Origin of the sequence: Fervidicola ferrireducens, assembly GCF_001562425.1 — a bacterium.
Lineage (GTDB): Bacteria > Bacillota > Thermosediminibacteria > Thermosediminibacterales > Thermosediminibacteraceae > Fervidicola > Fervidicola ferrireducens.
This window is the reverse complement of the sequence record NZ_LOED01000052.1, coordinates 1-12,462: the sequence shown is the minus strand read 5'-3', so window position 1 is coordinate 12,462 and position 12,462 is coordinate 1. Positions and strand designations below refer to the sequence as shown.

The following is a 12,462-nucleotide window of genomic DNA, read 5'->3' as shown; positions in this document are numbered from 1 at the left end:
TATCAGAGGCTTCGTAAAGCTTGATGAACCGCCGGATGCGGACCCGCATGTCCGGTGGTGTGAGGGGACGGGGGTTAGTCGCCCCCTCCTACTCGATCGTAATTCCTCAGCCTGCCTATCCCCTCGATTTCTGCTTCCACAATATCGCCGGGATTGAGGGTACCCTTTCCCGGTGGAGTGCCGGTACTTATCAGATCCCCAGGGTTTAAGGTCATTATATGCGATACAAAGGACACCAGTTTAGCGACGCTGAATATCATATCGGAGGTGTTGCTGTCCTGCACCAACTTTCCGTTGTGGTACATCCTGATAGCGAGATTATCCCCATCGACATTTGTCGCTATGCAGGGTCCCACGGGCATGAAGGTATCGAACGCTTTTGCCTTAGTCCACGGCTTGCCCTTTTCCATGAAATCCTTTGCCGTGATATCATTTCCGCAGGTGTATCCGAGGATATGCTCCTTTGCTTCTTCTGGCGGCACACACCTTATTCTATCTTTTATTACCACTACCAGCTCAACCTCGAAATTCAGCTCTTTTACTCCCGGTGGTACGACAATGGCATCTTCCGGCCCTATAATAGACGTAGAAGGTTGGTTCAACTATTTTTTAAAAAAATTAACCATCATTAACCATCATTTTTTTTGACATATGAAAAAAGCCATAGCGATAATTAATTTTATTTGAGCAGCTTTTTCCCAAAAAAATACGGGTTATATAACCCATTAAACTTTAAATTTATATAATACGCTCCTGACGCAGTCATCAACTTTATATAGGGGATTAAACCGTCATTTTCTTCCTTTTCAGATATTCCATCGCCGTTTCAAGGTCATCAACTCTGAAAACCACCAGGGCTGTGCCGGGCGTTTCTCCGGAAAAAGCATACATGTACTCCACGTTTATGTTCTTTTCGCTCAAAAGCTTCAGGATTTTTTGCATCTGCTGAAACGGCGAATCGCATACTTCAATCGCAATGGCATTGGTTATTTTGGCCGCATAACCATTTTCCTGGAGAATTCTCAAGGTTTTTTCCGGTTCATCCACTATCAACCTCAAAACACCGAAATCCGCAGTATCAGCCAGCATAAGAGCCTTGATTTTTACATTGTTTTCCGGAAGGACCGATGTCACCGAATAAAGTCGCCCGGGAGTATTTTCTAAAAATACCGACAACTGTTTAACCAGCATGTTAATCCCTCCTAAATATTCCTTTTGTCGATTATCCTCTTGGCCTTTCCTTCGCTCCGTTCAATGGTCTTCGGTTCCACCAGTTTTACTTTGACCGAAATTCCAAGAGTGCTTTCTATTTCATTTTGAATCTTTTTGCTCAACATTTCAAGGGACCTCACATCATCCGAAAACATTTTTTCCGAAACTTCCACCTGAACTTCCAAAACATCAAGGTACCCTACCCTGTCTATAACCAGCTGATAGTGGGGTTCCGTCTGCCCTACTTCCAGAAGAACGTGTTCTATCTGCGACGGAAAAACGTTTACGCCTCTTATTATAATCATATCGTCAGTTCTACCTTCAATTCTGCCGATTTTAACGCTGGTTCTACCGCAAGGACACGGTTCTTCTATAATCCTGGAGATGTCTCCTGTCCTGTAGCGTATCATGGGAAGAGCCTCTTTAGTGAGGGATGTAAAGACTAGCTCTCCCCTCTCTCCGGGAGGCAAAACTTCTCCGGTTTTGGGGTCGATGACTTCAACGATAAAATGGTCCTCGTGAACGTGAAGACCGTTTTTATACGGGCACTCTATTGCAACTCCCGGCCCTATTATTTCGCTTAGCCCGTAGATATCTATAGCACTTATATTTAACCTTTCTTCGATTTCCCTCCTCATATTTTCGGACCACGGTTCCGCGCCGAAAATTCCTATCTTCAATTTCAATTCGTCCTTCAAAATTTCCATCTCTTCTATCGTTTCCGCTATATGAAGCGAACAGGAAGGAGTGCAGGTCAGAACCGTCGTGCCGTAGTCCTTCATAATCATGACCTGCCTTTTCGTATTTCCTCCCGAGACCGGAATTATCGTAGCACCTATTTTTTCGGCTCCATAATGTATTCCGAGTCCACCGGTAAAAAGCCCGTAACCGTATGCGTTTTGTATCACATCGCTTTTTTGAACCCCAGCGGTGGTCAGTGTCCTTGCCATAATCTCCGACCAAACGTTAATATCGTGCTTTGTATAACCGACAACGGTCGGTCTTCCCGTGGTCCCGGAAGAAGAATGGATCCTCACGACCTCGCTCAGCGGGACGGCGAACATACCGTAGGGGTAATTTTCCCTCAAATCCTTTTTCGATGTGAACGGCAAATGCCTCAAATCATCCAGAGATTTCAGGTCTTCCGGTTCAAATCCAATTTCCTGCATAATCCTCCTGTAATGGGGCACGTTGTAATACGCCCTTTCCAAAGTCAGCCTTAACCTTTCCAGTTGCAACTGTTTTATCTCTTCTCTCGGCATGCACTCGTATTTCGGATTCCAATACATCGCCCAAACCTCCTAAAATATTAGTTTTGGTAAACAAAAAAGCCTTTCATCCGCATGGGACGAAAGGCCATGTTCCGCGGTACCACCCAAATTGGCTTTAAGCCCGCTCGTTTTTTGGGCACGGACCGTAACGTCGATGCCCTATTGCTTTAACGGTCAAATCCGTTCGGACCTACTTCATTTCAGCCCGAAAGCTAGGAAGCGAACTTCGACTACTTGCGCCTGGAAACGCTCTCAGTCTTCGGCGTTTCCTCCCTGTAAAGCGCGGCCGTAGTCTACTTTCTTCCATCATCGCTTTTACTGTTTTAATTTTCTATTAGAGTGGATTATACCACGCAATCGAATTATATGTCAATATATTCAGGATTGTTGGATCGCGTCAAGTTGTTTTAGGTTTTTATGCCCCACCATCACTCTACACAGGATATTTTTCGGAAGAGTTGAAAGATAGTTATACCCCTATACGCTGCTTCGCTTTATATATAATCTCTTTCGGTAATTCTACAGGCCTTAATCCTTCATAACGCTGCTTGATTATTTTTCCCTTAACTCTAATCCACTTCTGCCCTTAATTAGGCTATATTATGAGCCCCATCCTTGCTCCACAATAGGGGCCCTCTTGAAAGTCTTTCCGATAATACATGGCTCACACGACTCTCTTTGCTGCATCCCACTATATCTTCTTGGTATCGGCTGTAACTTAATATCCCCTCCCAATTGTTTTCTATATACTCCTACGCCCTCTTTACCACATCGATAGCATCAGGTATGTATTCTGCTCCAAATTTTATCCATTCAGCTCCATCTCCCGAAATGTAGATGCGCTTTATATACCTTTTCTTTCATATCTCTGGATGCCTGCTGCCTTATCTACAAGATAGGCTTTTTCCTATCTTTCTTGTCTCTTTGTATATCTTTTCATCAAGTTCTTTTAATACAATTCCACATATGTTTTTTCCCAGCTCAGTTAGTAGCTGATGAAGTTCTTCTTCAAATTCAGGAAAAGTGTATTTTCCTGAAAGTAATTCTAAAATTTTTTGTGCACAAAGCAGGAATGTTTTAAATACATACAGAATTATTTTTATAAGACCTCACCGTCCTGTTGAGTTTTTTACTTCATCCTGGCGAGAGGATGGTGAGGTCTTTCTTCTATGTCCCTCCTGGTTTTTCCTTCTTTTTGACCTAAGAAAATTTTACACCATCATTCGATATACTAAAGTTAAACATCTGAAAGGTTGGGATCGGATGAAACAGCGGATCGAGGAACTAGACCTTTTTCGCGGAATAGCAGTGATTCTCATGGTGATGTTCCACGGGGTATTTGACCTTTCGTATTATTTCGGACTGGATATAGATTATTCCGGCGGTCTTTGGTATTACGAAGGAAAGCTTTCCGCCCTTATGTTCATTTGGATAGCCGGCATCTCCTCTTACTTCAGCCGCAATCCCCGCCAAAGAGGGATAAAGCTTTTCTTGTTCGGTATGGCAATAACGGCCGCAACTTATCTTTTGGACAGTACGAATTACATCAGATTCGGTATCCTTCACTTTCTGGGCACATCCTACCTGCTTTCGCCTTGCTTTAAAAAGATTGATTCTTTTGCGTTGGTCCTTTTAGCATTAGCCGTACTTGCAGCAGGAACTTACTTTGATTCTCTCACCACCCAAAATCCGTACCTTTTCCCGCTGGGAATTACTACCCCTTACTTTTCATCGCTGGACTACTATCCTCTCATTCCGTATTTCGGAGTATTCCTGTTGGGGATGGCTTTCGGAAGAGGTTTTTATGCGAAAGGCTATAGAATTTTCGGGGAACTTCGCGAAAATTTCCTCTCGCTCTTGGGCAGGCACTCGCTTATTATTTACCTGATCCACCAACCGGTACTTTTGCTATTCCTTTTTATCGCTCGAAAGTCAGGAATCCTCTAATATTACAAGTCTGTTACAAAAAAGGAAAAAATCCTCAAGGGTAGAATTAAGGTAATAAGAGACATACTATCATTAATATTTCAAAGGGAGTTGAATATAAAATGCCGCACTTTTTGCGAAAGCTTCTTTCAGTCCTTTTGATTTGCCTTGTGCTTAGCCAAACTTTTTATGCATTTGCCCAAGAAGTGGTTCTGCACGAAGAGTCGGTGAACTTCCCCGTAACCCGGGGAGTTTCTTACGAAGGCAGGACCATATTTACCTCATCGGGCTGGCAAAAAGTACACATCCTCACGATAGATTTGACCTCGGAAAACGTGGACATAGATGCCCTAATGAATAAAAATGGCCTTTCCGAGCGGCAGATATTGAGCAAAATGGTCTCGGAAAACGGAGCCGTGGCTGGTGTAAACGGCGACTTTTTCATAATGGCAAACCCGTCGTCCCCTATCGGAATACAAATTGCCGGAGGTAAACTAATTTCTACGCCTTCCAACAGGGACGATATGGCATCTTTTGCCCTAACTTACGAAAAAATTCCGCAGATTTTGAGGTTCGAATTTACTGGAAAGATAATCGCACCTAACGGCACATTCACCGATGTAGGCGGTGTTAACAAACTCGGAAACGGGTACGGAAAAATAATGATTTACACCCCGGAATTCGGCAAAACAACACCGCAGGTGCCGGCAACATCGCCGGAACTTACCTACGCAGTGGTGAAGGAGGGCAGAGTCGTCAGTATTTTTGACGGCAGGTCCGCCGAAATCCCCGAGGGGGGTATCGTTTTGGCGGGTGGAGGCGGAGCTTCCTCATTTTTGAAAAACAACTTTTTCATCGGGGATGAGGTAAAGATAGAGCTCCATGTAACTCCGGATATTTCCAATCTCAAAATGGCTTTGGGAGGCGGAGCCATCCTCGTTGACAACGGCAAAATACCGGTCGGCTTTTCCCACAACATCGCAGGACAACATCCGAGAACAGCAGTGGGTTTCACAAAAGACGGCAAAAAATTGATACTCGTGGTGGTTGATGGGAGGCAGGCCCAGAGCAGAGGCATGACGCAGGAGGAACTTGCCCGTCTTATGCTGAGCCTCGGGGCTTACAACGCCCTCAATCTCGATGGAGGCGGCTCTTCCACCATGGTGGTGAGGGAACCGGGCGAAAAGTCCCCCCGCGTTATAAATAACGTGTCTGAAAAGACCGAAAGGCCCATAGTAAACGGAATCGGTATTTTCTCCCGGCTTTCTTCTTCCGGAAAAGTTTACGGATTCAAAATCACAGCCAGTTCTTTCAACATACCTAAAAACGGCCGCCGGGTCTTCGAAATAAAAGCTTACGACGAAAATTACAACCCCGTGGACGTGGACCCAAACCTCGTTCGCTGGGACGTTACGGGAGATTTGGGAACATTTGAAGGCAACGTATTTTACGCGCGAAAAACCGGAACCGGCACCGTGACGGCCTCCATAGGCGACATCAAAGCTTCCGCGCAAGTAAGAGTTCTGGGGGACGCGGTGGATATAATCGTCGAGCCCGACAGGATTCAGCTTTCACCCGGGCAAAAACAGGCCTTCAGAGCATACGCGGTTGACGCATCCGGTTACAAAGCTCCCATAGAACCGGAAGATTTAAAATGGGAAGTAGCAGGCGACGGAGGCTATTTTGAAAACGGAAGCTTTGTCGCACCTCAAGCTCCCGGCTCTTCCGCCATCATCGCAGAGTTTTCGAACATCAAGGCGGGAGCGCTGGTAAAGATCGGAGAATCGGGCCGGTTCGACGAATCGCTACTTCCCTCAAAACCTCTTATCACTGACGGGGCAAATGTTCCCTTTAAAAAAGGCGGATTGACATTCGGGGTTTTCGGAGACCTTTTACTTGAAGCCAATTACAATCCCGCTTACCTGAAAATCTTCAACATGGCACGTGCAGTGTTCGACCGCCAAAAGGCGTCTTTTAACATAATCGCGGGGCGCTTATACGGAACAAACTCCCCACCCGTAAATGCAAAATCCTTACCGCCATTGGATAAATTCTTGACGGCCAATACGGGCTATCTAGTCCACAAGGCGAACGATACTCTGTTTGTGTTCTTGAATGCTTCGAAGGGCAGTATAAGGTTGACGGACCCAACCCAGTGGATTAAGCTCAAAGAAGATGTAAAATCCGCAGCATCCAGGTACAACAACCTGGTAGTCGTGCTGGACAGGGCAATTTCAAGCTTCCAGGACTCTCAAGAAGGCGAGCTTCTTAAAAAAGTCCTGTCAGAAAACAAAGCTTCATTCAAAAACATCCTGGTGCTATGCGGGGGAGCAAAAAAATTTGCCTCCAATATGGAAAACGGGGTAAAATACATAAGCGTTCCCGGTGTAAACGCGGAAGAACCCGCAGCGCTGATATTTAACATTCAAGAAAGCAAAATATATTACAGGGTCATCCCCTTAATCGAAAATATAGTGTCGGAAACTCCAGCTGTCAGAAAAGGCATTCCTAGTCGCTTGAAACTTTTTGGAATTTCCCCGACAGGCTTTAAAGTTCCCCTGGGGTATCCTTACGCGGTAGAATATAATATAACTCCCGCCGGAGTGGCAAACCTGGATGCAAAAACCCTTGAAATTAATGGAAAAAAAGCCGGTGAAATTGATATAACAGTGAAAACCGAAGTTTTCACTGGAAAAATAAAACTTGCCGTCTCCGACATTGCCGTCAAGGTAAACGGCAAGGAAATTGCCTTCCCGGACCAGCAGCCGTATATCAATGCCCAGCAGCGCACCATGGTACCCGTCAGGTTCGTGTCAGAAAACTTGGCGGCCAAGGTGCACTGGGATGCCAAAGGGAAGCAGGTAATTATAGAAAAAGATGGAAATAAAATAACCCTCAAGGTGGGAGAAAAATCCGCCGTCGTTAACGGAAGGAAGGTCACTTTCGACACCAAAGCCGAACTCAAAAATTCCAGAGTCATGGTGCCGTTGAGGTTCATCAGCGAGGTCCTGGGGGCGAAAATTACATGGGACGGCACGTCAAGAACGGTGGAAATAACGGCAAAATAAATAGATAAATGTAAGTAACCCAAAAAAACCTCCTTTCATATATTATAACTAGAAAATTCGAAAGGAGGTACCGCAATGAGCGGTGGGTTCTTCCACGACAGCAGAGCGTTTATAGTATTTTTGATTCTGATTCTCCTCCTGCTGGGTGACAGAGGCAAGGGACTTTAATGAAGGGACCTCGATGTGAATAATAGCCGGGCTTTCGCCCGGCTCTTATTTTTCAGGATATCAGCATGAAAAACATTTCTTCATACATCTGGAGCTTCTGGACAACCACTGCTTCCAATTCCAGAGGAATTTCCGGATGGTCACTTTTTGTATTCGTCCCAGGTCTTATAGAATAAGGATAGGAGATTTCTCACAAAATTTTTAATTTAACCTTATCAATTCGTATTCTCTAGTACCCATCCCTAGCTTTTCAGCGTATTCCAACTGCACAAGGCCGTCAGCTTCCGGATGCGCGGCTTTAAATTTGTCCTCTCCGGGCTTTAAACCCCGGCCTTTTTCTCCCAAAATGCTGTTGGCATGGCCGTACTGTTCCGTTACCAGGTCGTAGCTCGCCTGGTCTATCGCCACTGGGTCGAAGGACGCAAGTATGCCTATATCCGGCACCATAGGCGCATCGTTCCACGGCGTGCAATCGCAGAGGGGTGTCACGTTTATAACGAAATTCATGAAAGCTATCCTTCCTTTTTTTGTCACGAAGGCACCGTAAGCGTACTCAGTCATCCTCTCTATGAACTCCCGGTTGTCACTCTCCCACCGGGGCTTTATCACGCCGAAATAGCACATTGAAATGCACTCACCGCAGCCGATGCATTTTTCAGGGTCTATGTAGGCCGCACCATCCACAAGAGTGATTGCGTTTTCCGGACAATTGTTTATGCAGGAAAGGCATCTTCTGCATTTTTCCCCTACCTCCGGCTTTAACGTGGAGTGCTGCCGCTGTTTTCCCGCAGCCGGAGCGCACCCCATGGCAAGGTTTTTTATAGCTCCTCCGAATCCAGCCGTTTCATGGCCCTTAAAATGGGACATCACTATCATGGAGTTTGCGTAATAAATGCCAGAAGCAATTTTTACCCTTTCGAAATGCTTTTTTCTTATTTCCACTTCCACCGAATCCTTGCTTACTATTCCATCGGCGATTATGACGGGCGCCCCGACTACCGCGTAAGCGAAACCGTTTTCTATAGCGCTCACCACATGGTCCACACCGTTGCTCCTCGATCCTTTGTACAGGGTATTCGTATCGGTGAGGAATGGCTTTGCCCCTTTGCTTTTTATTTTTTCCACCACCTGTCTCACAAATACCGGATTTATGTATGCGGTGTTGCCCCTTTCTCCGAAATGAATCTTTATTGCCACCAGGTCGCTCGGTGAAATTATATTTTCAAAACCAGCGGCATCGAAAAGCCTTGCCACCTTGGACGGGAGGTTCTGCGACCGCCTTTTTGCCCGCATGTCATAAAAGTAAACCTTTGATCCCATTTCAAATTAACCTCCATTTCAGCAATGTAATTCTCCTTATTATCCATAGAAAATATTATATCAAATCTCCGGGGCAAATTTAGCCTTGTAAAAAAAATTTACCCGTACCCCTTTCAGGTACGGGCATGACTTTTGAAGACTCATTACCTTATGAACATAAAGTAGAGGGCAAAAGTTACCGACAAAATGTACATTACCCAGTGGACCTCTCTTCCCCTTCCGGAAAGCAGCATCAACACTGTATACGATATGAAGCCCAGCGCAAGCCCCATCGATATGCTAAAGGTCAGGGGCATGAGGATTGCCGTAATAAATGCGGGGAAAGCTTCGAAAAAGTCGTCGAACTTTATTTCTTTCAAGCTGCTCGCCATGAATACCCCCACTATTATCAACGCGGGAGCGGTGGCCTGGGCCGGTACCGCCAGCGCCAAGGGAGAAAAGACGATGCTCGCTATGAAAAGCAGCGCCACCACGACGGATGTAAGGCCTGTCCTGCCTCCGACGCTGACGCCCGCCGCACTTTCCACGTATGTGGTGGTATTGCTGGTACCCAGCAAAGCCCCGACCACGGTTCCCAATGAATCGGCAAAAAGCGCCCTGTTGCCGCGCTTTAAATTGCCATGCTCGTCTATCATTCCCGTCCGGCTTGCAACGCCCACGAAAGTGCCTATGGTATCGAAAAGGTCAGCAAAAAACAGCGAAAATATGACGGGATACATCGAGAGCTTCAAAGCGCCCACTACGTCCAGCTTTAAAAATCCGGGGGCAATGCTCGGCGGCGGAGATATCAAAGAAGAAGGCAGCTTTGTTATACCCATGGGAACACCGATGATGGTCGTCAGGATTATGCCGAGGAGAATTCCGCCCCTCACTCCTCTTGCCACCAGCACTGCAGTAATCACAAGACCTATGACCGCAAGAAGGGTTCCCGGGTCTTTCAGGTTACCCAAGTCCACGAAAGTGGCAGGATTTGCAACTATTATTCCGGCGTTTTTAAAACCTATAAAGGCTATGAATAGTCCTATTCCGGCACCCACGGCGTGTTTTAACTGCAGCGGAATCGCCCTTATCAAAAGTTCCCTTATCCCCGTCAGCGTAACTATAACAGCTATTATTCCGGAAACAAAAACCGCACCGAGCGCCGTCTGCCAGGGAATCTTCATGCCGCCCACCATCACATAGGCGAAGAACGCATTGAGCCCCATGCCGGGTGCCAATGCAAAAGGATAGTTGGCGTAAAGCCCCATGAACATGGTGGAAATCGCCGCGGCTAAAGCTGTGGCCATGAAAACAGCTCCCTGGTCCAGACCGGCGTCCTTTAGTACAACCGGATTTACCAGAAGTATATAGGCCATCGTTACAAAAGTGGTGATGCCTGCGGTAATTTCCGTCCTCAGGTCGGTCCCGTTCTCAGACAATTTGAAAATCCTCTCTGCGAGGCCCTCAGAAGTTCTTTTAGAAATAGCAATCTCCTCCCTCACACCAAATCCCTCCAATGATATTATTCCCCCGCAAAAATAAAAAGTCCCCGACTATGGGGGAAAGGAACTTTTCCCCTATAGCCTTCGGTGGTTTACGGCCACCCGGTAGAGACTTCCGGGCCATATTCCCGGAATTATATAGGGGGTCAAAAAATGGGGCGGTTTTAAGTTTACCTTTATATTACCAGATGGATCCGGAAAAGTCAATATGTAATCGAACATTCTTTGCCTTTACTTTGTCAATCGTTCGTTTCTATTTTTTGCCATACCCTTAAATTTTCTGTATAATTAAAATTAAAAATCGGCCGGAGTGGTTATGCTATGAGGACGTTTGTGGTTGAAAATTTCTGGAAAGCTTTTAACACAACCCCAGATACGCCTTTAAAGGCGTTTATTCGATGCAAAGTGGAGGGGGGTTACATTATCGAAATAAACGGCGAAAAAATTTTTGCCAGATCCGAACTGTCAATTCCGGAAGGGAAGATTGTAACTTTAAAGCCCGTTAGCTATTCCGGCGGAAAAGTAATTTTCAAAGTCCAGGACCGGCAGGAAAGACAGGAAAATCCTTCTTTGTCAAAAGCTCCTTTACCGGACGTTTTGCCTTATATGGCACTTTCCAACCTCAACCTGCCCATTACGCAAGAACGACTAAAAGTGCTCTTTCGCATAGTCGAAAGGATGACAAAAAAAATCGAGCAAGAGGAAAAAAGCGAAGAAAAACCTGCTCCCCACCCCACAGTGGAACTGGGCATTAAAATCCTGAACGCCGCCCATCTTGCCCTCAGGGACAAAAAGGTCGTATTCTTTGCGCTGTATCATCCCATTTACGGAAACATACCCATCAAGACAAAAGAAGAGCCTCAAAAGGCAAACCCGGAAGGTCCATCGACCTCGGTTTCTTTTATGGTTAATACTATAAGTTTGGGAAAAATCCTCGTGAATTTACTCTATTCAAAAGGAAAATTAAGCGGCACCCTGGTGTTTGAAGATCCAGAAAAGTTAAATGAAGCAAGAGGTCGCTACGAGGAAGTCAAATCCGAACTTAATCCCTCGTCTTTCATCGAATCGCTCATCTGGCAGTGGAAAAGACCGATAACAGAAGACTTCTTCGCGGAAGATTTGATACCTTTTAAATTAAACAGGAACGTGGACGTCATCCTTTGACTTCCTCCCGCCCCCTAAAGGAGGTGGGATTCCTTCAGGCGACTCAAGTCGCCATCCGGCTACCGCTCGCCGCATGCAGCGTACCGGCGGTAGATTCGAAGCAGCTTACCCACCGGTGGTAGTTCCACCGGAGAGCGAGCGGCTTCAGGGGCGTGGCCTCCGCCCCGTGCCCCTTCGAGGAGCCCAAAAGCAGTATGTTGAGCGCCGCGTTGGCGTCGGCGTTCCAGACGCAGCCACATCTTTCGCACACCGCCTTGTGCCGGACCAAACGCCTGATGGGAGAGCCACAAACGGCGCACTTCGAAGACGTGCCGCGTGGTTCGATGGGAACGACTTTTATCCCGGCTCGGGCACAGGCGGCCTCGACAAGATTCCTCAACATCCTGAAGGCCCAGAAGTTGTGCACCAGGATGTTTTTCGGCCCGAAGTCCATGTCCTCCCGGATGCCGGTCAGGTCTTCGATGAACAGCGTGGTCACGCGGTGTTGCTTGAGGATACGTGCGATTTCCGCGGCCAGGGCGATAAAGGCGTGTTTGAGCCTGCGGGTACGTGCCTGGTAGAGTTTCCGGAGTTGCCGGGAGGTTTTTCGCCCAGCCCGGGCAAGCCTTGCCTGCTCTTCAGCGATGCGCTTCGTCCAGTACATGAAGTCTTTCCAGACTTTGCGACCGGAGAAGAGAGTCTGGTGGCTTACACCCTCGACAGCCAGAGCAGCCAGCACCCTGGCGCCGAGGTCCAAAGCGGCGTATTTCTCGGGTCGGGTTTTTCTTGCTGCTTCCGGCACTTCCACGACCTGGTGGGCGTACCAGCGCTTCTTCACCCGGTCGTACCTGAGTTCCAGGGTCTTTGGGGTGC

10 protein-coding genes, 1 pseudogene, 1 riboswitch and 1 other annotated feature are annotated in these 12,462 nt (G+C 46.9%); of the genes and pseudogenes, 3 read left to right on the top strand and 8 right to left on the bottom strand.

Going from position 1 to position 12,462, the window contains the following annotated elements; genetic code table 11:
- Positions 1-74 precede the first annotated feature (74 nt).
- The 5 genes and pseudogenes from AN618_RS11695 to AN618_RS14205 all read right to left on the bottom strand — a co-directional run.
- Entirely contained in the window at positions 75-602 is a 528-nt protein-coding gene (locus AN618_RS11695; RefSeq protein WP_083515209.1) for a fumarylacetoacetate hydrolase family protein, read from the bottom strand.
- A gap of 181 nt (positions 603-783) precedes the next feature.
- On the bottom strand, positions 784-1,191 hold the full coding sequence (locus AN618_RS11690; protein ID WP_066355394.1) for a hypothetical protein: 408 nt from the start codon (positions 1,189-1,191) through the stop codon (positions 784-786).
- An 11-nt stretch (positions 1,192-1,202) separates the two neighbouring features.
- Entirely contained in the window at positions 1,203-2,501 is a 1,299-nt protein-coding gene (locus AN618_RS11685; protein ID WP_066355392.1) for a phenylacetate--CoA ligase family protein, read from the bottom strand.
- A gap of 52 nt (positions 2,502-2,553) precedes the next feature.
- Positions 2,554-2,802: a binding site (T-box leader), on the bottom strand.
- 271 nt (positions 2,803-3,073) lie between these two features.
- On the bottom strand, positions 3,074-3,229 hold the full coding sequence (locus AN618_RS14210; protein ID WP_157081747.1) for a UPF0236 family transposase-like protein: 156 nt from the start codon (positions 3,227-3,229) through the stop codon (positions 3,074-3,076).
- Positions 3,230-3,409: 180 nt separating this feature from the next.
- Positions 3,410-3,586 (bottom strand): annotated as a pseudogene (locus tag AN618_RS14205) (ISLre2-like element ISTxy1 family transposase); the annotation flags it as partial.
- Positions 3,587-3,746: 160 nt separating this feature from the next.
- Between AN618_RS14205 and AN618_RS11680 the strand changes: the two are divergent.
- Positions 3,747-4,430, top strand: a complete 684-nt coding sequence (locus AN618_RS11680; RefSeq protein WP_066355390.1) for a heparan-alpha-glucosaminide N-acetyltransferase — start codon at positions 3,747-3,749, stop codon at positions 4,428-4,430.
- Between the two features lie 101 nt (positions 4,431-4,531).
- Positions 4,532-7,477, top strand: coding sequence for a phosphodiester glycosidase family protein (locus AN618_RS11675; protein WP_066355387.1), 2,946 nt, complete (start codon positions 4,532-4,534; stop codon positions 7,475-7,477).
- Positions 7,478-7,846: 369 nt separating this feature from the next.
- Here the strand turns inward: AN618_RS11675 and AN618_RS11670 are convergent, their stop codons facing one another.
- Positions 7,847-8,965, bottom strand: a complete 1,119-nt coding sequence (locus tag AN618_RS11670) for a DUF362 domain-containing protein (protein WP_066355377.1) — start codon at positions 8,963-8,965, stop codon at positions 7,847-7,849.
- Positions 8,966-9,108: 143 nt separating this feature from the next.
- Positions 9,109-10,446, bottom strand: a complete 1,338-nt coding sequence (locus AN618_RS11665) for an NCS2 family permease (protein WP_066355376.1) — start codon at positions 10,444-10,446, stop codon at positions 9,109-9,111.
- A gap of 58 nt (positions 10,447-10,504) precedes the next feature.
- Positions 10,505-10,608: riboswitch (purine riboswitch) on the bottom strand.
- 159 nt (positions 10,609-10,767) lie between these two features.
- On the opposite strand from AN618_RS11665, the gene AN618_RS11660 reads away from it, so the two are divergent.
- Positions 10,768-11,610 carry a hypothetical protein gene (locus AN618_RS11660; protein WP_066355373.1) on the top strand — a complete coding sequence of 281 codons (843 nt, stop codon included), beginning with the start codon at positions 10,768-10,770 and terminating at the stop codon, positions 11,608-11,610.
- Positions 11,611-11,653: 43 nt separating this feature from the next.
- Here AN618_RS11660 and AN618_RS11655 read toward each other — a convergent pair.
- Positions 11,654-12,462: RNA-guided endonuclease InsQ/TnpB family protein (locus AN618_RS11655; RefSeq protein WP_157081746.1), on the bottom strand; the 809-nt coding region annotated here is incomplete at its 5' end.

Bases quoted from the DNA above. Each gene is read 5' to 3' on its own strand.
- AN618_RS11670 (WP_066355377.1), bottom strand. From the start codon at position 8,965: ATGGGATCAAAGGTTTACTTTTATGACATGCGGGCAAAAAGGCGGTCG.
- AN618_RS11690 (WP_066355394.1), bottom strand. From the start codon at position 1,191: ATGCTGGTTAAACAGTTGTCGGTATTTTTAGAAAATACTCCCGGGCGA.
- AN618_RS11660 (WP_066355373.1), top strand. From the start codon at position 10,768: ATGAGGACGTTTGTGGTTGAAAATTTCTGGAAAGCTTTTAACACAACC.
- AN618_RS11685 (WP_066355392.1), bottom strand. From the start codon at position 2,501: ATGTATTGGAATCCGAAATACGAGTGCATGCCGAGAGAAGAGATAAAA.
- AN618_RS11675 (WP_066355387.1), top strand. From the start codon at position 4,532: ATGCCGCACTTTTTGCGAAAGCTTCTTTCAGTCCTTTTGATTTGCCTT.
- AN618_RS11680 (WP_066355390.1), top strand. From the start codon at position 3,747: ATGAAACAGCGGATCGAGGAACTAGACCTTTTTCGCGGAATAGCAGTG.